Raw genomic sequence first — 22757 nt, forward strand, 5'->3', positions numbered from 1 at the left:
GTATGTTGTGGAGTGAACTAAAGTGGCTGAACAAAAAAGAAAGACAGATAAGGGCAAGAGGATTGTCCGTAATATAAAGGTGCGAATCACAGCGTTGATTTTAATCTACTGTACCCTAAGCCTGACCGTGTTTTGTGGTATGAAAACACAAATGTCGGAGGTACAGGCAAAGACGAAAGAACCGGAAAATTTATACGCCCAGTCGGCTGTTCTTATGGACGCGGACAGCGGGCGTATTTTATTTTCGAAAAATGGACAACAGGAGAGAGCAATGGCCAGTACTACCAAAATCATGACCTGTATTCTGGCACTGGAATATGGTAAACTGGATGGTAAGATGTCAGTCAGTTCCTACGCTGCATCCCAGCCCCAGGTACGTCTTGGAGCTATTAAGGGAGAGGAATTTTATCTCCGGGATTTACTTTATTCCCTGATGCTGGAATCCCACAATGACTCCGCAGTCATCATTGCCGAAAATGTTGGAAAAAATGTGGAGGGCTTTGCAGACATGATGAATGCAAAAGCAAAGGAATTGGGGTGCGAAAATACATACTTCATTACGCCCAATGGACTGGATGCATCGGATGAAAAAGGAAGCCATCGCACTACCGCAGAAGACCTGGCAAAGATTATGCAATATTGTATAATGAAGTCCCCTAAGAAAGATATGTTTTTGGAAGTCACAAGAACGCAAGACTATCAATTTACGGATTGTTCCGGAAAGCATTCTTACTCCTGTGTAAACCACAACGCTTTTCTTAAAATGATGAAGGGTGCTTTGTCAGGAAAAACCGGCTTTACCGGAAATGCCGGCTATTGTTACATAGGTTCGCTGCAAGATAAGGGGAGAACCTTCATTGTGGCTCTGCTTGCATGCGGCTGGCCAAATAACAAAAGCTATAAATGGGCGGACACGAAAGCTTTGATGAAATATGGGATAGAACATTATGAATATCGAAATATCAGGCAGGATATGTCTTGTGGTACTCTGAAAGTATATAACGGAATCGACAGCCAAAAGCCTTTTGAAACGGAAACCGAAATATCTCTTGAGGTGGTAAAGACGGATGAGAATTGGAATATACTCTTGAGGGACGATGAAGAGGTAAACATAAGCCTGAATAAGAAAAAGAGTGTCAAAGCTCCTGTTGAAAAAGGAGAAAAAGTAGGGGAAGTTCATTATACTTTGAATGGTGAGATGATAAAATCCTATGACATTGTAACCGGCTGCAGCATATCTGAAAAGAACGCTGCCTGGTATTTAAAGACGATTATTGGAATGTATTTTCTGCAAAAAATTTAAGGGTGTTAAGATATATCAATAATAATGATTAAATTTGCCACTGGTGGATGGCGGATTCTTATGGTAGTATAAAAAAAGACAACGAATTTGATTAAATGTAAGGAGCCGTCAAAATATGAAGAACTTTGAAAAATACGAAAAGATGTATTTTATGCCACCCGAACCATGCTATGACTGGGTAAAAAAGGATTCCATCACCAGCCCTCCTATATGGTGCAGTGTAGATTTGAGAGATGGAAATCAGGCACTGATAGAACCTATGAGCCTGGATGAGAAGATTGAATTTTTTCAGCTCCTTCTGGACGTAGGATTCAAAGAAATTGAAGTCGGGTTTCCGGCATCTTCTGAGACAGAATATCAGTTTCTGAGGGCACTAATTGAGCAGAATATGATTCCTGACGATGTGACAATCCAAGTCTTGACTCAGGCTAGAGAACACATCATCAGGAGAACCTTTGAAGCGATACAGGGAGCCCCTCATGCCGTTATCCATGTTTACAATTCCACTTCTGTGGCACAAAGGGAACAGGTTTTTAAAAAGGGACCTGAAGAAATCAAGAAGATTGCTGTTGATGGCGCAAAACTGCTAAAAAAGTTATCAGAAGAGACCGATGGGGATTTTACTTTTGAGTACAGTCCGGAAAGCTTTCCGGGAACCGAAGTAGACTATGCACTGGATGTCTGTAACACAGTTCTTGACATATGGAAGCCTGACGGAAAACATAACGCCATCATCAACCTTCCAACAACTGTAGAAAATGCCATGCCCCATGTGTTTGCAAGCCAGGTGGAATATTTTGACAAACACCTCCTGTACAGGGAAAATGTGATACTTTCCCTTCATCCTCACAACGACAGGGGCTCAGGCGTCAGTGACGCAGAGCTGGGAATTCTTGCAGGGGCTGACCGCATCGAAGGAACCCTTTTTGGCAACGGCGAGAGAACCGGTAATGTGGACATTGTTACACTGGCGATGAACATGTTCTCTCACGGTGTGGATCCAAAGTTGGATTTCTCTAATATGAATGAAATTTGTGAGCTTTATGAGAGACTTACAGGAATGCAGGTATCCCCCCGGCAGCCTTATTCGGGGGAGCTGGTATTTACTGCCTTTTCTGGATCCCATCAGGATGCGATTGCCAAGGGGATGTCATGGAGAGAAGAAGGACAGTATGACAAATGGACAGTACCTTACCTTCCGATTGATCCCAAAGACGTGGGCAGAAGATACGATTCGGATGTAATACGAATTAACAGTCAGTCCGGAAAGGGCGGCGTAAACTACATTCTCAAACAGCACTTTGGCATTAGTCTTCCTGAGAAAATGAAGGAAGAGGTGGGATATCTGGTAAAGGATGTCTCGGATAAAATGCACAAAGAGCTTAGTCCTGACTGGATTTATCACATTTTTGAGGACAATTATGTTGATGCAAAATCAATTTTTACAGTAGATGAGTGCCACTTTAAACAGGAGAATGGCATTGTAGCCGACGCAACTATCCACCACGCGGGCATTAACAGGGTAATTACAGGTGTGGGGAATGGACGTCTGGATGCAGTTAGCAACGCAATTAAACAATATTTTGCCGTCAACTATGACATTGCATTTTATGAGGAGCATTCTCTGACGAAAGGCTCATCCTCAAAAGCAGTGGCTTACGTAGGTGTGATATACAACAAGAAGAAATTCTGGGGAGTCGGTATTGATGCGGACATCATCAAGGCATCTGTGGAGGCACTTGTCGTAGCCGTCAACAAGATTGAGGAAATTAGAAATGCCGAGAATTGTAAAGATGAAAGATTGTTGGAAATTACGAATTACATTTACATGAATTACAAGGACGTAACGTTGGAGGACTTATCTGAAAAGTTCTTTCTCACTAAACCGTACCTCTCCAAATATATTAAAGAAAAGTCGGGGACAACTTTTGGAGAGATATTAAAGGAGATACGAATGAAAAAAGCGCGTGCAATGTTAAAGAGCAGTAATACAACAGTGGAAAGTATTGCAGAATCTGTAGGATATCAGAATGTGGAACACTTCAACAGAGTGTTTAAGAAAATGTATTATATGACTCCTGTGCAGTTCAGAAACAGCAGATAGGATGATAAAAAGAGTATCGGAATAAACCGATACTCTTTTTATTACAGTTAAAATTTTTATATTACTTTTCACCAACTGCAAGCTTGTCCAGCTTACCGCTCAAGAACCAGAGCAGAAGACCAAGAACAATTGCGATTGCAGCGACAACCCCGTATCCGGACTGGAAAGGAACTGTCTTGAGGAAAGCATATAAAGCCGGGTAAATCATCGTTGCAAAAAATACTGCGATTGGCCAGAGACCAAGAAGCAGCCCCAATACCTTTGCAGGTGCGAACATTGTGATAAATGAATTTCCAAGGGGGGAGAATATCATCTCACCGATGGACATCAGCAATGCAATAACTACGATCCAAAGCAGGTTAGCCTGACCGTCTCCTCTGACGATATCGGCAATTACCATGACTGCAAAAGATACCCCAACTAAGATCATACCGAGAGCTGTTTTCTTAAACATGCTCAAATCGCCCTGGGGACGCTTTGCAAGTTTTGTCCATAGTGCGGCTAATACAGGTCCCAAAATGATACAGGTTATTGCGTTCATGGAGTCGAAATAGGAGGTAGGTACCTGCCAGTTTCCGATAAACCAGTTTGCGTGGTTCAGGAAATCTGCGCCGTCACCCCATCCAAAATAATAATATGTAGGCATGTATGCCATGTACCATAAAATCCAGAACACAACGGAGAATACTGTGACAAGAACGATAGCAAGGATACGTTTCTTATCGCTTGTAGTGAGCGGTTTGTTTTCTTCCTCTTTTTTCTTGGCACTGTCAACAAATTTTCTCTGGTCATGTTTAAAAGGCTTTTTGCCGGCATTGCCGAGAGCCTTCTGATTCACAGCAAACCAGACAGCGTCTATAAAAAGGAAAATTGCGCAGAGCAGGAATATAAAATTGTATCCCATAGGCCCTGTTAGCAGTACGACAAAAGTTGTGCCGATGAATGAACCGATATTTACGAACGAATACTGAATAGAAAAAGCCTCATTCAAATCGTCCTTGTTTTCGAACAGAAGACCGTTTACACCGGAGAGGTTTCCTTTAAATAAACCGGTTCCTACTGCTACAAAAACAATCATAACCCATACCAGCGCAGTGGAGTGAGCCTGCCAGGTGAATAAATAACCAATGCCCATGAGTATCATACCTGCAATTACGCAGATTCTGGGGCTTAACCAGTAGTCAGCAACATACCCGCCAAAAATAGGGGTAATATAAGTTGCGGCTACGAAAATCGCGGACATAGAAGCTGCTTTTGCATCTGATAGTCCAAGTCCGCCGCCTGCTGCATTTGTTGCAATCCAGATTGCCAGTAAGTATTTTACTGTGTAGAATGCGCAGCGTTCGAATGTGAAACCTAAGGCACATACATAAAAGCCAAAGGGTTTCTTCTTTTTTGCTGTTTCCATAACTTAAAACCTCCATACCAAAATTGTTTTTCCTAGGGGATTGTACCACAAATTATACAAAAGGACAAATGAATTTTTATATTTTGTTAATAAAAATTTTCTCATTTTTAATATTCATCTGAAATGCCCGAATCTTATAGGTTTTCTAATTCATATTTGCTATTTTCTCTGAGATAATATATACTATAGTCGATGAAAATTTGATCTTTATTAATGGTTTTCAAAAGGAGGTTTTTACATGAAGATTTCAGAAAGAGTTGACAGGCTCCGCCTGTCAATGGAAGAAAAAGGGATAGATGCTTATGTTATCCCTACAGCTGACTATCACCAGAGTGAATATGTTGGGGAACATTTTAAAGTGAGAGCTTTTATGACTGGTTTTACAGGGTCTGCAGGCACAGCTGTATTCACAAAAAATGAAGCAGGTATGTGGACGGACGGCAGGTACTTTATTCAGGCTGCCCTGCAGATGAAGGACACAGGTGTTGCACTTCGCAAAATGGGCGAACCAGGAGTGCCGACTGTTGAAGAGTACTTAAAAGAAACACTTCCTGAGGGCGGCGTGATTGGATTTGACGGCCGCACAGTAGGAATAGATGAAGGTCTCTCTTACGCTGCTATCGCCGAGGCTAAGCACGGAAGTATTGTCTATGACTGTGACTTAGTGGACTCTATTTGGACAAACAGACCTCCTTTGTCAGAAAAACCAGCTTTTTTGCTAGATTTGAAATATGCAGGGGAGACGACTGCCTCCAAGCTGGAGCGTGTGAGAAGTGAGATGAAAAAGGCCGGCGCCAATCTGCATGTTATCACAAGTCTGGACGATATCGGCTGGCTCTTAAATGTGCGCGGTGATGATGTAGAATATTTCCCGCTGCTTCTTTCTTATGCTATTGTAAAAATGGATTCTGTGGAGCTCTATGCAGATGAAAGAAAGTTTAATGACGAGATTAAAGCAGAATTTATAAAGAATCATGTTCATATACATCCATACAATGATATTTATGAAGCGGTAAAAACATTTGGCGGGGATGACACTGTACTGGTTGATCCCAGACGGCTGAATTATGCTCTTTATAATAACATGCCTGAGGCAGTAAAAACTGTGAAACAGGAAAATCCCACCATTATCATGAAAGCAGTTAAAAATGATGTTGAAATAGAGAATATCAGAAAAGCAGAGATTAAGGACAGCATCGCACACACGAAGTTCATGTACTGGCTGAAACAGAATGTTGGCAAGATGAAAATTACAGAGCTAAGTGCTTCCGATAAGCTGGATGAGTTCCGTGCTGAACAGGGAAATTTCCTGTGGCCCAGCTTTGAGCCTATCTGCGCATATAAAGAACATGGTGCTATTGTTCACTATACGTCTTCCCCGGAGACAGATGTGGAATTAAAAGAGGGCGGAATGTTTCTGACAGATACCGGAGCGAACTTTTATGAAGGGTCTACAGATATTACAAGAACCTATGTTTTTGGAGAGATAAGCCAGATAGAAAAAGAACATTTCACAGCTGTTGCAATCAGCAACCTGAACCTTGCAGACGTAAAGTTCCTCTACGGATGCTCCGGCATGAATCTGGATTATGTGGCAAGAGAGCCTTTCTGGAGACAAAATCTAAACTTTAACCACGGAACCGGACACGGGGTAGGATATCTTGGTAATATTCATGAGCCGCCCACAGGTTTCCGCTGGCAGTTCCGCCCAAATGAAATTCATCCCTTTGAGGCTAACATGATTATTACAGACGAACCCGGCATCTATATTGAAGGATCCCACGGAATCCGCACGGAGAATGAACTCCTGGTATGTAATGGAGAAAAGAACGAATACGGTCAGTTTATGCATTTTGAGCCCATTACATTTGTGCCTATTGATCTGGATGCCATTATTCCGGAGCTGATGACAGAAAAGGAAAGAACTCTTCTAAATGATTATCATAAAAAGGTTTACGAGCTGATAGCCCCCCATTTGACGAAAGATGAGCAGGAATGGCTTAAAGAATATACAAGGGCAATATAAAAGCTGCGTGTAAGGCGGCATAAGAGAGGTACTACTGTGAATGAAAATAACTTAAACGCAAACGAAAGCACGACCAAAGAACTTCTGGTCAGAATTGAAGCCAAATATAACAATCTCAGCAAGGGGCAGAAACGTCTTGCAAATTACGTCTGTGAGAATTATGATAAGGCAGTGTTCTTAACGGCCGCAAAGCTTGGGAAAATTGTGGGGGTCAGTGAATCCACAGTAGTACGTTTTGCCACACAGCTTGGATACAAGGGGTATCCGGGTTTTCAGCAGGCTCTGGAGGAACTTGTGCGCAATCGATTAAACTCCATCCAGCGAATGGAAGTGACCTACGGAAGAATCAGCCAGTCCGAAATTCTTACGAATGTATTGCAGTCTGATATAGAGAAAATTAAAATGACCCTAGCAGTCATCGACCAAAAAGCGTTTGAACTTGCAATAGATACAATTTTGGATGCTAGGAAAATTTATGTGATTGGTATACGGAGCTGTGCTCCCTTGGCCTCATTTCTTACATTCTATCTGAATTTAATCTGTGAAGATGTAATCTCGGTGCATACGAACAGTTCCAGTGAAATATTTGAACAGTTAATACGCATCAATGAAAAAGATGTAATTATCGGAATCAGTTTCCCCAGATATTCCATGCGTACCTTAAAAGCATTGGAATTTGCCAGTAACCGTAAAGCAAAGGTAATCACGCTGACGGACAGTGTACATTCTCCTATGAATCTTTACTCTTCCTGTAATCTGATCGCAAGAAGTGATATGGCATCTATTGTAGATTCTCTTGTTGCCCCTTTAAGTGTGATCAATGCCCTGATTGTGGCTCTCTGCATGAAAAAGCAGGGTGAAGTGATTTCCACTCTGGAAACGCTGGAAAAGCTTTGGGATGAATATCAGGTATACAGCGGAGATGAACTGAACCATGTGACCGGTCCCCTGCCTGTGGTCACAGACAGGAAAGGAAAAGAAGATGAGTAAGGTATTCGTCGTTGGCGGCGGTGCAGCGGGAATGATGGCAGGTATTTTTGCAGCCAGGAACGGACATGAAGTCCATATATATGAAAAAAACGAAAAGTTGGGAAAGAAGCTCTTTATTACGGGAAAAGGGCGGTGTAATATTACTAATGCTGCAGAGATGGATACTCTCTTTACTTCCGTTGTCAGCAATCCGAAATTTCTGTACAGTGGATTTTATAGCTTTTCCAATGATCAGGTGATTCGGTTTTTTGAAGAACTTGGTATTAAAACAAAGGTTGAGAGAGGAGAGAGGGTATTCCCTCTGTCCGATCACTCTTCTGATGTGATTGGTGGGTTGATACAGGAGCTTGAGCATCTCCATGTGAAGATTCATCTGCGCAGTGAAGTGAAAGACATATGCACGGAGAAGGGCAGATTTCACAGCATCGTTATGGCAGACAAAAAAAGGGAAGCGGCAGATATATGTATTGTTGCCACCGGAGGAATTTCTTATCCGTCTACAGGTTCTACCGGAGACGGATACCATTTTGCCAGACAGACAGGACATTTAGTTACAGAACTTTACCCATCTCTTGTTCCTTTGGAGGTAAAAGAGCTTTATGTCAGAGATCTTCAGGGCCTTTCCCTGCGCAATGTGAATGTGACAATATACGATGGAAAGAAAAAGATATATGAAGAATTTGGAGAGATGCTCTTTACTCATTATGGTGTGAGCGGTCCTATCATTTTAAGCGCCAGCAGTAAGGTGGGACCATTATTAAGCAAAAAGAATCTAAAGCTTGTCATTGATCTAAAGCCTGCATTATCTTTTGAACAGCTGGATCAGCGAATTTTGAGGAATTTTAAAGAAGGAACGAACAAGCAGTTCAAGAATGCTGTTGACGGGCTGTTTCCGGCAAAACTAAAACCTGTTATGCTTGAACTTTGTGGTGTAAATCCAGACAAAAAGGTTCATGAAATAAATAGGGAAGAGAGGCTCACATTTGTGAACCTGATAAAGAATCTGGAAATGACGCTATCAGGACTGCGAGGTTATAAAGAGGCAATTATTACCAAAGGCGGTGTAAATGTAAAGCAGATTGATCCGGGAACAATGGAATCAAAACTCGTAAGAGGACTGTATTTCATCGGAGAGGTATTAGATCTGGATGCGTTGACAGGAGGTTTCAATCTGCAGATTGCCTGGTCTACTGCATATCTGGCAGGCAATGGGATAACAATATAGATATTAGAAAGGAAACACAGAGAGTAGTTATGGGATATAATGTTGCAATCGATGGTCCTGCAGGCGCGGGGAAAAGTACAATAGCCAAATTAGTGGCAAAAGAAAAAGGGTACATTTATGTAGATACAGGTGCTTTGTACCGGGCAATGGCAGTCTGTTTTTTGGATGCAGGCATCAAACCCGGTGAAAAGGAAAAAATCATAGCAGCATGCGAACATGCAAACGTTAGCATAAAATATGAAAATAAAGTCCAACAGGTTTATGCAGGCAGTGTGAATATAACATCAAGACTACGGGAGGAAGCAGTGGGAAATATGGCCTCCTTTAGCTCTGCCATTCCGGAGGTGAGGCAAAAGCTTTTAAAACTCCAGCAACATATAGCAGAAAACGAAAATGTGGTTATGGACGGCCGCGATATAGGAACTAACATCCTCCCTCATGCTGATGTGAAAATATATCTGACGGCCGATACGGCGACAAGAGCAAAAAGACGGTACGATGAGCTGACCAGGAAGGGTGTGGCATGCGATTACAATAAAATCAGGAAAGATATGGAAGAGCGGGATACCAGAGACATGAACCGGGAAACGGCACCTTTGAAGAAGGCCGGGGACGCAGTTCTGATCGACAGTTCCCACCTGTCAATAGAAGAAGTAGTGTCTGAAATCCTAAAACACTGTAAATAGCAGCAATAATAACCGTATATTTATATAAGGGGTGAAGAAATAGAAATATGGAAATAAAACAGGCAAAAACAGCAGGCTTTTGCTTCGGTGTAAAACGGGCAGTAGATGAAGTTTATAAGCAGCTGGAAAATGAAAAGGACAGTCATACGCCAATTTGTACCTATGGGCCCATTATCCATAATGAGGAAGTAATCAAGGATATGGAGAAAAAAGGCGTCAAAGTATTAAAAAACCAGGAGGAATTGGAAGGATTGACGGAGGGAATCGTTATCATCCGTTCCCATGGAGTGTCCGAGGCTATCTGTGAAGATCTGTATAAGAGAGGATTGACAGTGATGGATGCCACCTGCCCCTTTGTAAAAAAAATACATAAGATTGTGAAGGAGGAGAGTCAGAAAGGCAGACATGTTGTAATTATAGGTAATCCGGATCACCCTGAAGTGGAGGGCATCAGAGGCTGGGCCGGGGAATATGTAACAGTAATCCAAAATACCCAGGAGGCAGAAAATTTCATGCCTGAATCCGGAAAGAAAGTCTGTATTGTTGCACAGACGACATTTAATTACAATAAATTTAAAGATTTGGTTGAAATTATTTTAAAAAAGGGTTATGATGTAAGTGTTTTAAATACTATCTGCAGTGCAACGAAAGAGCGTCAGACTGAGGCTCAGAGTATAGCAGAAGAGGTGGATGCTATGATAGTGATTGGCGACAAGCATAGTTCCAACACCCAGAAGTTATTTGAAATATGCCAGAAAGCATGTAAAGATACGTACTATATACAGACACTTGACGATTTGGATTTGAATCAATTAGGGTCAGTGGAAACAGTAGGTATTACAGCGGGGGCATCCACGCCCAACAATATAATTGAGGAGGTTCAAAATAATGTCAGAATTATCTTTTGAACAAATGTTAGACGAGTCTTTTAAAACAATTCATAATGGAGAAGTAGTAGAGGGTACAGTCATTGACGTAAAGCCGGATGAGATTATCCTGAATATCGGATATAAAGCAGATGGTATCATTACAAAGAACGAATATTCCAATGATCAGTCCATTGATTTGACTACGGTAGTTTCTGCTGGGGATCCGATGACAGTGAAGGTCTTAAAAGTAAACGACGGTGAAGGGCAGGTATTATTGACCTACAAGAGACTTGCTGCAGAGAAGGGCAACGAGAAACTGAGAGAAGCTTTTGAGAATAAAGAAGTCCTCAAGGCTACAGTTACTCAGATTCTTGGAGGCGGTCTGGTTGCGACAATAGATGAAGCGCGTGTATTTATACCTGCAAGTCTAGTATCTGATTCCTACGAGAAAGACCTGAGCAAATATGATGGCAAGGAAATTGCGTTTGTTATCAGTGAATTCAATCCAAGAAGGAACCGCGTGATTGGTGACAGAAGACAGCTTCTTGTAGCAGAGAGAGCAGAGAAGCAGAAAGAGCTGTTTGCCAGGTTAAAAGTCGGTGACAGAATTGAGGGAACCGTTAAGAATGTAACAGACTTCGGTGCTTTTATAGATCTTGGCGGGGTAGACGGATTGCTGCACATCTCCGAAATGTCCTGGGGAAGAGTAGAGAACCCCAGAAAAGCATTCCAGGTAGGTGATGTTGTAACAGTGCTTGTGAAGGATATCAATGATACAAAAGTTGCACTCAGTCTGAAGTTCCCGGAGACAAATCCATGGGCACATGCTTCAGAGAATTTCGCAGCCGGAACTATCATCACGGGCAAGGTTGCGCGTATGACAGATTTTGGTGCGTTTGTTGAGCTTGCACCTGGAGTAGATGCGCTTCTCCATGTATCTCAGATTTCAAGAGCCCATGTAGACAAACCATCAGATGTACTTTCTGTAGGGCAGGAGATTACAGCAAAAATCGTAGATCTAAATGAAGCGGAGAGGAAAATCAGCCTGAGCATGAAAGCCCTGGAGACAGATTCTCAGGATGCCGAGTATACAGAAGAATAAACTTCATAAAAAACAGAGGCTGGAAAGTCTCTTTTTTTTATGTTAATGTTTAAACTTATGTCACACATAAATGTTATGAAAAACAATCCTTGTATATAGAATCGGGGAGGGCATTGCTTGTTAAAAAAGTAGCAGTATGTATCTTTTTATATACAATGAAATGTCCGTATTTACTGGCATTCGCGGACAATTCATTGTACAATAAATACGATGGGAATAGTAAGGAAGGAAGGTAGCAGAGAATGGGATTTTTAACTTTTAAAGGTGGAATCCATCCAAAAGACGGAAAAGACTTATCGAAAAACCAGGCAATCACTGAATTACTGCCAAAAGGTGATTTACTATATCCACTTTCACAACATATAGGGGCACCGGCAAACCCCATTGTCAAAAAAGGGGATCATGTCTTAAAAGGGCAGAAGATTGCAGAGGCAGGGGGGTTTGTATCAGCACCGATATATTCTTCTGTGTCAGGGAATGTCAAAGGATTGGAAACTCATTTAGGCCCCACAGGAAATAAGGAATACTGTATTGTAATCGAGAATGACGGAGAATACGAGGAGGCAGAATATGCCCCTGTAAAACCATTGGAGCAGCTTACAAAAGAAGAAATTCTTAACATGATTGCTGAAGCTGGAATTGTGGGAATGGGTGGTGCAGGTTTTCCGACAAGAGTAAAGCTTTCTCCGAAGGAACCTGAGAAGATAGATTATGTGATAGCGAACTGCGCAGAATGTGAGCCTTATATTACGGCGGATTACCGCAGGATGCTGGAGAACACAGAAGAACTTGTAAACGGAATGCGAATAGTTCTCTCCCTGTTTGATAATGCAAAGGGAATTTTCGGGATAGAGGACAATAAGAAAGAGTGTATCGAAAAATTGCAGGATGCCGTTAAGGACGAGCCACGCATGGAAGTTAAAGTACTTCAGACCAAGTATCCTCAGGGAGCGGAACGTCAGTTAATCTATGCGCTCACCAAACGTGCGATTCATTCTGCCATGCTTCCAGCTGATGTGGGATGTGTTGTAGACAACGTGGAGACATTGATTGGGATTCATTATGCGGTAGCGAAAGGCAGGCCCCTGACGGAGCGTGTTGTTACTGTAAGCGGAGATGACATACAGAGTCCGAGCAATTTTAAGGTGCTTTTAGGCACGAATCAGCAGGAACTGGTGGATGCCGCCGGGGGACTTAAAGAGGCTCCCAAGAAGGTGATATCGGGCGGGCCTATGATGGGATTTGCCATGATTACACTCAACACTCCTGTGACAAAGACTTCTTCTTCCGTTTTGGCCTTTACTGAAGATGAGGTGGCGAAGAGAAAATCGACGCAGTGTATTAACTGCGGCCGCTGTGTGGAAATCTGCCCCTGCAGGCTTGTTCCATCCAGATTGGCAAAGTATGCCGACAGACAGGATGAAGAGACTTTTGTCGCACAGTACGGACTGGAATGTGTAGAATGTGGCTGCTGCAGCTATGTCTGTCCGGCGAAACTGCCGTTGAAGCAGTCTATTGGTTCTATGCGTAAGGTTGCAATTGCTAACAAAAAGAAAAAATAACAGAGAGGTGAATTAAAATTGAACGAGAATTACAACATATCATCCTCACCACATATACGAGACAAGGTAACCAGCAGTAATATTATGCTGATGGTTCTGATTGCTCTGCTGCCGGCTACAATTTTTGGTGTTTATAATTTCAGACATGAAAATGCATGGCTGCTGGTTGTAGTTACAACGGCAGTAGCAGTTTTAGCTGAGTATATATATGAGAAGCTGATGCACAAACCGATAACGATAGGGGATTTCAGTGCAGCTGTCACAGGTCTTCTTCTTGCGCTGAATCTTCCGCCCACTCTTCCTTTGTGGATGGGAGCTTTAGGATCTGTATTTGCCATTATTATTGTAAAGCAGCTGTTTGGAGGACTGGGACAGAATTTTATGAACCCTGCACTGGCTGCCAGGTGTTTCCTTCTTATCTCTTTTGCAGGGCGCATGACTTATTTTGTGTATGACGGTGTGACAGGACCGACTCCCCTTGCAGACATGAAGGCCGGGGAAGCTGTTAATACTATGAACATGCTGGTTGGAAATACCAGGGGTACCATAGGAGAAACTTCTGTTCTTGCAATTATGGTCGGTGCCATGTTCCTGCTTCTGATGGGTGTCATTGACCTGCGCATCCCCGGTACATACATTGTAACGTTTGTTATTTTTATTATTATTTTCGGCGGTTACGGTTTTGATGCACAGTATATCACCGCACATCTCTGTGGCGGCGGACTCATGCTGGGTGCATGGTTTATGGCTACAGACTATGTGACTTCTCCCATTACTCCGAGAGGTCAGATCCTTTACGGTGTCTGTATGGGGCTGCTGACAGGACTTTTTAGATTATTTGGCGGTTCCGCGGAGGGTGTGTCCTATGCAATCATCATCAGTAACCTTTTGGTTCCTCTGATTGAAAAGATTACTCTTCCAAAACCGTTTGGCAAAGGAGGAGAAAAGTAATGAATAAAATTGTAAAAAACACGTTGATACTTACAGCTATTACATTGATTTCCGGCATTCTCCTCGGGCTGGTTTATGAAGTTACAAAAGCTCCCATTGCCACTGCCCAGGAAAAGGCAAAACAAGAGGCATACAGACAGGCACTTCCGGACGCTGTTTCTTTTGAACCTTATGATGATTTTGATGAGAGTGATGCTGTCAAAACTCTTAAAAGTGCAGGGTACAGTGATGATGAAATTACAGAAGCAGTTATAGGAAAAGACAAAGGCGGAGACGACATAGGCTGTGTCATTACTGTAGTTTCCCATGAAGGATACGGCGGGGATATCACAATGTCTGTGGGAATCATGGCAGACGGAACTGTAAAAGGTGTGGAAATGCTCTCCATCAGCGAGACAGCCGGCCTTGGAATGAAAGCAGCAGAGGCGGATTTCAGAGACCAGTTTAAGGATAAGCAGGTAGAAGCCTTCGCCTATACAAAGAATAATGAAAAAGGTGATGATAAGATCGATGCAATCAGCGGAGCAACCATCACAACAAATGCGGTGACGAATGCAGTGGACTCTGCATTAGTTTATTTTCAAAATACGTTAGGAGGTAGTGTCGATGAGTAAGTCAGGAGAAAGACTATTTAATGGTCTGGTCAAAGAAAATCCTACCTTTGTTCTGATGTTGGGCATGTGCCCCACACTGGCAGTCACGACTTCCGCCATCAACGGCATCGGAATGGGTCTTTCTACCACAGTTGTACTTGTGCTTTCCAATGTCATGATTTCCGCTTTGCGGAAAATTATACCTGATTCTGTAAGGATGCCTGCGTTTATCGTGGTAGTTGCGTCCTTTGTAACAATTGTACAATTCCTGCTGGAAGGTTTCGTCCCGAGCCTGTATGATTCGCTGGGGATTTATATTCCTCTAATAGTGGTAAACTGTATTATTTTGGGAAGAGCAGAAAGTTATGCATCCAAGAACCCCGTGATTCCTTCTTTATTTGACGGCCTTGGTATGGGGCTTGGCTTTACTGTTGGACTGACGGCAATTGGTATAGTCCGGGAGATTTTGGGCGCAGGGAAAGTTTTCGGCACACAGATCCTGCCGGATTCTTATGAGCCAATCACTATTTTTATTCTGGCGCCGGGAGCATTTTTTGTTCTCTCTATGCTGGTTGCTTTGCAGAATAAAGTGAAGAGGCATATAGCCCTGAAAAAAGGCGAGCCTATACCGGAACCCGCGGAGGGCTGTGAAGGTTGTGCAGGATGTGGCAGAGCAGGAAGCTGTACAGGGGGAATCTTCCCCGTAGAGTCTGAAACAGAGAAAAAAGAGAATGATTAGGGGGAAATGAGATGAAAGAGTTAATATTACTTGCAGTCGGTGCGGCATTTGTGAATAATGTTGTGCTCAGCCAGTTCCTTGGAATCTGTCCTTTCCTCGGTGTTTCCAAAGATGTGAAAACTGCAGCGGGCATGGGCAGTGCTGTTATTTTTGTTATTACAATTGCATCCTTTGTAACAAGCCTGATTTATAAATTCATTCTTGTTCCGGTGCATTTCGAATATTTACAAACAATTGTATTTATCCTTGTCATAGCTGCTCTGGTACAGTTTGTAGAGATGTTTTTGAAAAAGGCAATGCCTCCGCTTTATAATGCGCTTGGTGTATATCTTCCTTTGATTACTACAAACTGTGCGGTACTTGGCGTTGCGCTGGTGAATGTTCAGAGATCCTATAACATCTTAGAAGGTGTTATATACGGGCTTGCAACTTCCTTTGGCTTTTTGGTCGCAATTGTGCTGATGGCAGGTATACGTGAGAAAATTGAACACAATGACATTACAGAATCCTTTCAGGGAACTCCAATTGTCCTGGTGACAGCCGGACTGATGGCAATTGCTTTCTTTGGGTTCGCGGGATTAATTTAGGAGGGTATAAAAGATGAGTATAACAGGGATTATAATTGCCGCAGCTATTGTCGGCGGCACCGGGTTATTCATCGGTGTTTTCCTTGGATTATCGGGTAAAAAATTTGCCGTAGCAGTAGATGAGAGAGAAGAGGCTGTACTGGAGGCTCTGCCCGGAAATAACTGCGGAGCATGCGGATATCCAGGATGTTCCGGTCTTGCAGCCGCTATAGTGGCAGGTGAAGCAGAGGTTGGAACATGTCCCGTAGGCGGGGCTCCTGTTGCCGAAAAGGTCGGTGCAATTATGGGGGTAGCTGCAGGAGAGCAGGATCACCAGGTGGCATTCGTAAAATGCGGCGGAACTTGTGAACAGGCAAAAGAGCAATATGAATATTTTGGGGTAAAAGACTGTGTCATGGCAAGCATGATGCAGGACGGCGGACCGAAGGGCTGCAGCTATGGCTGTCTTGGGTTTGGAACCTGTGTAAAGGCCTGCCCATTTGATGCAATACATGTTAAAGATGGCATTGCAGTCGTAGATAAGGAAAACTGCAGGGCTTGTAAAAAGTGCGTGGCAGCATGTCCTAAGCAGCTGATAGAGATGGTTCCCTATGATCAGGAGTATCTCGTTCAATGTAACTCACATGACAAGGGGAAAACAGTAAGAGACGTATGTCAGGTGGGATGTATAGGATGCCGTATCTGTGAGAAGAACTGTGAAGTGAACGCAGTGACAGTCACAGATAACCTTGCACATATAGATCCTGATAAATGCGTGCATTGCGGCATTTGTGCCGAGAAATGCCCAAGAAAAATTATTACACCGAGAATGGTGGCATCAAAGGCAATGGCTTCGTAAGTAAAATTTAATATCCGGCATAATGCAGGTTATAATCATTCGTCACAAATATGGCCTTGACACCGTCAAGGCTTTCTATCAGGGCTGAACCTTTATCAAGCCCCAGTGCAAAGCAGGTGGTGCTCAGTCCGTCACCATCCGCAGAAAGGTCGGAGATGATTGTGACCTGCAGCAAATGATTATCGTAAGGATAGCCGGTAAACGGATTTAAAATGTGATGGTAGATTTTACCATCCTTTTTAAAATACCGTTCGTATACTCCGGAGGAAACCACAGACTTATCTCTGATATCTACACTGGTTATGGCAGAGCTTTGTCCGTCAAAGGGTTTTTGTATACCAATATGGTAGTTTTCTCCGTTTGTCTTACTACCTATGGCTACAATGTTCCCGCCCAGATTAATCAAGGCGTGTTCTATACCCTGGCTTGTCAGGTAATCTTTTAACTTGTCTGCAATAAATCCTTTTGCAATGGCGCCTAAATCAATGGCAGCTTTCGGATCTTTCAGAGTTACTGTATTATTTTCCAGAATGACATTTTTATAATTCACATGGCTTTTCGCTTCCTCAATAGCTGTCTGGTCCGGAATATTCCCGGGGTTTTCCTCAATGTTCCACAGTTCACTTAAAGGGGCAATGGTGATGTCAAAATCACCTTTTGACAGACGGCTGTAATATAATCCTTTTTCAATCACCTCTGCGGTTCTGACATCTACTTCAACAGGGGCTCCATTTGCAGAATTAATTCTGGAGATATCACTGGTATCAATGGTTCTGCTTAAAAGCTGCTCATATTCCTTACACAGATCTTTGCAGTGGGTCAGGATAGTATCATCCGTACTTCCCCATACTTCAATCGATATCACTGTATCAAAATACATACCGGTTGTTTTGATGGAATCTTCGGAAGACGACCCGGTGCATCCGGAAGCAGTAAACATAATAACTATTGTAAGAAACCATATCAGAACACGTTTCATATATTCCCTCTTTTCCACGGCATGACATTTTCAGCAGTCATAAATTGCCGTTTTTTGCTTTAGCAACTGCATTATTATATACAATTCGCGCCGAAATTACAATCGAACATGTGATTGCATTCTAAAAGCCTGTGTGCTATGATAGTGGCTAGAAGCTATAGAAAAGGGGAGTTTTATGATTTCATATGTTTGCGGCGAGCTGGCCGCGGTGGAACCGGAACAGATAATCGTAGATGTGGGTGGTGTGGGATATGGTATTTACATGCCGGCACAGGCTGTGGGACTTCTCCCGGCTCTGGGAAGCCAGGTAAAGATCCATACATATTTGAATGTCCGGGAAGATGTCATGCAGCTGTTTGGGTTTCTGACCAGGGATGATCTGGAGGTGTTTTGTCTCCTGATCGGCGTCAGCGGAATAGGGCCCAAGGGAGGTTTAAGCATACTTTCCCAGCTTTCACCGGATTCCCTGCGCCTGGCTGTTATTTCAGGAGATGTGAAGGCAATCTCGGCTGCCCCGGGAATAGGCAGGAAAACAGCAGAGAAGCTCATCATTGAGCTGAAGGATAAATTTAAAATAGAAGATCTTCATATGGAAGATGCACCGGATTCAATCTCTGCCTCGGAGGCAGTTCATGGTGGAGTACGTACGGAGGCGGTACAGGCTCTGGTGGCGCTTGGATATGGAAATACAGAAAGTCTGCGGGCAGTCAATGGGGTAACACTTGAGAACCCTACGACAGAAGAACTGCTGAAGGCAGCTTTAAAGAAGTTATAAAGGAAATAAGACATGGGAAAACGCATCATAACAACGGAGAATCTGGAAGAAGATATAAAAATAGAGAGCAGCCTGCGCCCTCAATTTCTAAAAGAGTATATCGGCCAGGAGAAAGTAAAAGAAACGCTGAATATCTATATTAAGGCAGCAAGAGAGAGAAAAGAAGCACTGGATCACGTACTCCTTTACGGTCCTCCCGGCTTAGGAAAAACTACCCTTGCAGGCATCATAGCAAATGAAATGGGTGTGAATATCAAAATCACTTCCGGACCGGCTATTGAAAAACCGGGAGAAATTGCTGCAATTCTGAATAATTTGCAGGAAAATGATCTTCTTTTTGTGGATGAGATACATCGGCTCAACCGACAGGTAGAAGAAGTCTTATATCCGGCCATGGAGGATTATGCTATTGATATTATGATTGGAAAGGGGTCAGCTGCCCGGTCTATCCGTCTGGACCTGCCCAGATTTACGCTGGTGGGAGCTACAACCAGAGCTGGAATGCTGACTGCCCCTCTGCGTGATAGATTTGGAGTAGTTAACCATTTGGATTTTTATACAGAGAAGGAATTAAAAACGATCATACTGAAATCTGCAGAGAAGTTGGATGTGGAAATCGAAGAGAAGGGCGCTGTAGAACTGGCAAAACGCTCAAGAGGAACTCCCAGGCTTGCCAATCGTCTCCTGAAAAGAGTCCGGGACTTCGCACAGGTGAAGTATGACGGAATTATCACGGAGTCAGTTGCTCACTATGCCCTGGATATGCTGGATGTGGACAAATACGGTCTGGATCACATTGACCGGAATATTTTACTCACTATGATTCAAAAATTTCAGGGTGGACCTGTGGGACTGGATACCCTTGCTGCAACTATTTCAGAGGACACGGGTACACTGGAAGACGTCTATGAACCTTATCTGCTGCAGACAGGATTCATACAGAGGACCCCCCGGGGTCGGATTGCCACACAACTGGCTTACGGCCACCTTGGGATTCCCTTCGCGCAGAGTTAAATCTTCAAAAAGTGGTTGGATTTTCCTTTTATATAGTTTATAATAGCAGATAAGAAACGCGAGGAGGATACTATGAGTTCAGCAAAACATTTTACAGAAGTTCTGATTGGAGGAAAAGTCTACACATTAAGCGGATTTGAAGGTGAAGAGTACCTTCAGAAAGTTTCCTCCTATCTGAACCATAAAATTACAGAATGTGCTAACAGTGAAGGGTACAGAAAGCAAAGTTCTGATACCCGCAATGTACTTCTTGCGCTGAATATCGCAGATGACTATTTTAAGGCAAAGAAGCAGGGGGATTCTCTAGAAAGTGACATAGAACTGAAAGACAAAGAGATGTATGACTTGAAGCATGAGCTGATATCTGTCCAGATAAAACTTGAGAATGCGGAAAAAGAACTTGCAAAGATGAAGGAAGAGAACAATGACCTGCAGATGCAGATTGTGAAGCTGGAAACAGAGATGAAAAACCGTAGAAAATAAAAGATAAGCTGTCTGCAGACAGCTTATTTTAAAGTAACTCAACACGCATTAGAGAGGCATAGGCATAAGCGAAAAAGGAGTAGAATTGGCAGGGAATATATTGGAAAGAAAAATTGAAATACTGGCACCGGCCGGTTCTTATCCCAGCTTTAAGGCAGCTATTATGGCAGGGGCGGATGCGGTCTATGCAGGCGGAGCGCATTTCGGCGCGAGAGCATTTGCAGGCAATTTTACGGAAGAAGAACTGCTTTTGGCTATTGATTATGCTCATATCCACGGCCGTAAGCTTTATCTGACGGTAAATACTCTTTTGAAGGACAGTGAGATAGGCAGGCTCTATGATTACCTAGAACCTTTCTATTTGCGGGGACTGGATGCGGTAATTGTGCAGGATATCGGTGTATTGAAGTTTGTGCGGAAGTATTTTCCCGGCATGGATATCCATGCAAGCACACAAATGACAGTGACCAATACAAAGGGGGCCCTCTTTTTGCAGGAGGAGGGAGCTAAGAGGATTGTTCCTGCACGGGAGTTATCTCTGGAAGAGGTACGTCATATGTCGGAACATACAAATCTAGAGATTGAGTGCTTTGTCCACGGGGCTCTCTGCTACTGTTATTCCGGTCAGTGCCTGATGAGCAGCATGAACGGAGACAGAAGCGGCAACCGGGGACAGTGCGCACAGCCATGCAGACTGCCCTATATAGTGCATGGTAAAAAGGAGTATATTTTAAGTTTGAAAGACATATGTACGCTGGATTTGATACCGGATCTGATAGAGGCGGGCATTGACTCTTTTAAAATCGAAGGACGCATGAAAAAGCCGGAATATGTGGCGCTTGTCACTTCTATGTACCGAAAATATACAAATTTATACCTGAAAGAAGGAAGAAACGGTTTTAAAGTGACTTACAGTGACAGAGAAATGCTGATGGATATTTATAACCGCGGTGGTTTCAGCCAGGGGTATTACAGACAGCACAGCGGCCGGGATATGCTTTCTCTGAAACGGCCGGGACATGCAGGCGTTCCCGCTGTGAAAGTGATCTCGCAAAGAGGGCGGGAGATAACCGGTAAGACACTCACAGATATTCACAAGGGTGATGTGCTGGACTTGTCCTGCGAACAGAACAATATAAGTGTACAAGGAAACTATACCTTTGGGAAAACCTTCTCAAAGGGTGACACCGTTCAGATTCTTGTGCCTAAGGGAGAGCGATACTTGAAGGAGACAGTTCTGCGCCGTATGCACAGGACTGAACTTGTGGAACAGGTGAACAATACTTATGGGACAGGAACGGTTCACGAACCTATATGGGGGAGCTTTTGGACTGCACCTTGCAAACCGGCTGTTCTGACTGCAGGATACGAGAATTTCTCGGTGACGGTTCAGACAGAGGAACAGACAGAGACAGCTAAAAATCACCCTCTGGATCAGTCTCGGATCAAAAAGCAGTTGATGAAGACGGGAAATACGGAATTTATATTTGAAACACTGGATATCGCAGCAGAAGATGATATTTTCTTACCAATGCAGCGCCTCAATGAATTGAGGCGTGAAGCACTAGAACAACTGACTGTTAAAATCTGTGGGAGTTATCGTAGAGAAAAAAACCGACAGCCGCGCATAGTCAAGCAGAAAACCCAGGATGTTCAGGCGGCTGAAGATAAAGTCTCTGAAGGATCGAAAATGAACTTGTCTGTTCTGGCTGAGACAAAGGGACAGGTAAAGGCAGCTCTTGCCTGCCCAGAGGTGAGTCGGATTTATCTGGAATCGTGTCTATACAGTACTCCTTATGGAAACTCAGAATGCCGGGAAATATGCAGAAAAGCTGCCCAAAATGGAAAGGAAGTTTTCCTTGCGATGCCGCATATTTTCCGTCAGCAAACAATCTCACTTTTTTGGGCCGGTTATTCGGCGTTGATGAAAATGGGAATTGACGGATTTCTTATAAGAAATTATGAGAGTTTTTATTTTTTGATGGAGCAGGGATTTGACAAGAAGATTATATTGGACCATAATTTATATGTATTTAACCGCCAGGCAAAGCAATTCTGGAATTCCAAGGGGATTTATTCATTTACTGCACCTTTGGAATTGGACAGAGATGAACTGGGAATACTCAGGGTATCCCAGGCAGAGCTTGTTGTCTATGGGAGACTTCCGGTGATGGTGACCGCACAATGTATTAAGGACACGACAGAAAAATGTAATAAAAAACCAGAAAGCATCATTCTGAAAGACAGATATCAAAAAGTTTTTGCGGTCAGAAATTTTTGCAAATTCTGTTATAATGTGATATATGATACAGCGCCTTTGTTTCTGCTGGATTTAAGGGAAGATATCCTGAAGTTAGCTCCTGCCGGGCTTAGAATCCAGTTTACTCTGGAAGATGAAGGGACTGCTGAAGGTATTTTAAAAATGTACAGGGACATATACTGCAGCGGTTTGCAGGCTGATGTGCCTGATGCTGCATTTACCAGAGGACATTTTAAGCGGGGAATAAACTAGGAGCAGGTGAA

General features: G+C 43.1%; 20 protein-coding genes. 18 read left to right on the forward strand and 2 right to left on the reverse strand.

Annotation, left to right across the window (positions count from 1 at the left end):
- Positions 1-22 precede the first annotated feature (22 nt).
- On the forward strand, positions 23-1303 hold the full coding sequence (locus BN3456_RS12105) for a D-alanyl-D-alanine carboxypeptidase family protein (protein ID WP_089984411.1): 1281 nt from the start codon (positions 23-25) through the stop codon (positions 1301-1303).
- Positions 1304-1418: 115 nt separating this feature from the next.
- On the forward strand, positions 1419-3407 hold the full coding sequence (locus tag BN3456_RS12110) for a 2-isopropylmalate synthase (protein WP_089984413.1): 1989 nt from the start codon (positions 1419-1421) through the stop codon (positions 3405-3407).
- A 61-nt stretch (positions 3408-3468) separates the two neighbouring features.
- Here BN3456_RS12110 and BN3456_RS12115 read toward each other — a convergent pair whose 3' ends face one another.
- Complete coding sequence (locus BN3456_RS12115; RefSeq protein ID WP_089984414.1) at positions 3469-4815, reverse strand: peptide MFS transporter; 1347 nt, start codon at positions 4813-4815, stop codon at positions 3469-3471.
- Between the two features lie 238 nt (positions 4816-5053).
- Here BN3456_RS12115 and BN3456_RS12120 point away from each other — a divergent pair, with 238 nt between their 5' ends.
- The 12 genes from BN3456_RS12120 to BN3456_RS12175 all read left to right on the forward strand — a co-directional run bounded on the left by BN3456_RS12120 (position 5054) and on the right by BN3456_RS12175 (position 16983).
- Positions 5054-6841: an aminopeptidase P family N-terminal domain-containing protein gene (locus BN3456_RS12120; protein WP_089984416.1), complete on the forward strand. Its 1788-nt coding sequence runs from the start codon at positions 5054-5056 to the stop codon at positions 6839-6841.
- A 36-nt stretch (positions 6842-6877) separates the two neighbouring features.
- Complete coding sequence (locus tag BN3456_RS12125; protein WP_089984418.1) at positions 6878-7831, forward strand: MurR/RpiR family transcriptional regulator; 954 nt, start codon at positions 6878-6880, stop codon at positions 7829-7831.
- Positions 7824-9056: an NAD(P)/FAD-dependent oxidoreductase gene (locus BN3456_RS12130; protein WP_089984420.1), complete on the forward strand. Its 1233-nt coding sequence runs from the start codon at positions 7824-7826 to the stop codon at positions 9054-9056. The genes BN3456_RS12125 and BN3456_RS12130 overlap by 8 nt, the downstream gene beginning before the upstream one ends.
- A 29-nt stretch (positions 9057-9085) precedes the next feature.
- A complete protein-coding gene (cmk, locus tag BN3456_RS12135; RefSeq protein WP_089984421.1) occupies positions 9086-9742 on the forward strand; it encodes a (d)CMP kinase in 657 nt (218 codons plus the stop codon).
- Positions 9743-9789: 47 nt separating this feature from the next.
- Entirely contained in the window at positions 9790-10650 is an 861-nt protein-coding gene (gene ispH, locus BN3456_RS12140; RefSeq protein WP_089984423.1) for a 4-hydroxy-3-methylbut-2-enyl diphosphate reductase, read from the forward strand.
- Positions 10631-11713: a 30S ribosomal protein S1 gene (gene rpsA, locus BN3456_RS12145; RefSeq protein ID WP_089984424.1), complete on the forward strand. Its 1083-nt coding sequence runs from the start codon at positions 10631-10633 to the stop codon at positions 11711-11713. The genes ispH and rpsA overlap by 20 nt, the downstream gene beginning before the upstream one ends.
- Positions 11714-11955: 242 nt before the next feature.
- A complete protein-coding gene (rsxC, locus tag BN3456_RS12150; RefSeq protein WP_089984426.1) occupies positions 11956-13275 on the forward strand; it encodes an electron transport complex subunit RsxC in 1320 nt (439 codons plus the stop codon).
- 18 nt (positions 13276-13293) lie between these two features.
- Positions 13294-14226, forward strand: coding sequence for an RnfABCDGE type electron transport complex subunit D (locus BN3456_RS12155; protein ID WP_089984428.1), 933 nt, complete (start codon positions 13294-13296; stop codon positions 14224-14226).
- Positions 14226-14840: an RnfABCDGE type electron transport complex subunit G gene (locus BN3456_RS12160; RefSeq protein ID WP_089984429.1), complete on the forward strand. Its 615-nt coding sequence runs from the start codon at positions 14226-14228 to the stop codon at positions 14838-14840. Before BN3456_RS12155 ends, BN3456_RS12160 begins: the two co-directional genes overlap by 1 nt.
- Positions 14833-15558 carry an electron transport complex subunit RsxE gene (locus tag BN3456_RS12165; protein WP_089984431.1) on the forward strand — a complete coding sequence of 242 codons (726 nt, stop codon included), beginning with the start codon at positions 14833-14835 and terminating at the stop codon, positions 15556-15558. Before BN3456_RS12160 ends, BN3456_RS12165 begins: the two co-directional genes overlap by 8 nt.
- An 11-nt stretch (positions 15559-15569) precedes the next feature.
- Positions 15570-16145, forward strand: coding sequence for an electron transport complex protein RnfA (locus BN3456_RS12170; RefSeq protein ID WP_089984432.1), 576 nt, complete (start codon positions 15570-15572; stop codon positions 16143-16145).
- A 13-nt stretch (positions 16146-16158) separates the two neighbouring features.
- The gene (locus tag BN3456_RS12175; RefSeq protein WP_089984434.1) at positions 16159-16983 is read left to right on the forward strand and encodes an RnfABCDGE type electron transport complex subunit B; all 825 of its coding nucleotides are present in this window, start codon (positions 16159-16161) and stop codon (positions 16981-16983) included.
- Positions 16984-16990: 7 nt separating this feature from the next.
- Here the strand turns inward: BN3456_RS12175 and BN3456_RS12180 are convergent, their stop codons facing one another.
- Positions 16991-17962 (reverse strand): FAD:protein FMN transferase, encoded by a 972-nt coding sequence (locus BN3456_RS12180; RefSeq protein ID WP_089984435.1) that lies wholly within the window; start codon positions 17960-17962, stop codon positions 16991-16993.
- Between the two features lie 175 nt (positions 17963-18137).
- Here BN3456_RS12180 and ruvA point away from each other — a divergent pair, with 175 nt between their 5' ends.
- From ruvA to BN3456_RS12200, 4 genes are all read left to right on the forward strand, one after another.
- Positions 18138-18737 (forward strand): Holliday junction branch migration protein RuvA, encoded by a 600-nt coding sequence (gene ruvA / locus BN3456_RS12185; RefSeq protein ID WP_089984437.1) that lies wholly within the window; start codon positions 18138-18140, stop codon positions 18735-18737.
- 12 nt (positions 18738-18749) lie between these two features.
- Positions 18750-19751 carry a Holliday junction branch migration DNA helicase RuvB gene (ruvB, locus tag BN3456_RS12190; RefSeq protein ID WP_089984439.1) on the forward strand — a complete coding sequence of 334 codons (1002 nt, stop codon included), beginning with the start codon at positions 18750-18752 and terminating at the stop codon, positions 19749-19751.
- 72 nt (positions 19752-19823) lie between these two features.
- Positions 19824-20234 carry a cell division protein ZapA gene (zapA, locus tag BN3456_RS12195; RefSeq protein ID WP_089984441.1) on the forward strand — a complete coding sequence of 137 codons (411 nt, stop codon included), beginning with the start codon at positions 19824-19826 and terminating at the stop codon, positions 20232-20234.
- A 100-nt stretch (positions 20235-20334) separates the two neighbouring features.
- The gene (locus BN3456_RS12200; RefSeq protein WP_242862870.1) at positions 20335-22746 is read left to right on the forward strand and encodes a U32 family peptidase; all 2412 of its coding nucleotides are present in this window, start codon (positions 20335-20337) and stop codon (positions 22744-22746) included.
- The last annotated feature ends 11 nt before the right edge of the window (positions 22747-22757 follow it).

Source organism: Clostridium sp. C105KSO13, assembly GCF_001517425.1.
Lineage (GTDB): Bacteria > Bacillota > Clostridia > Lachnospirales > Lachnospiraceae > Muricomes.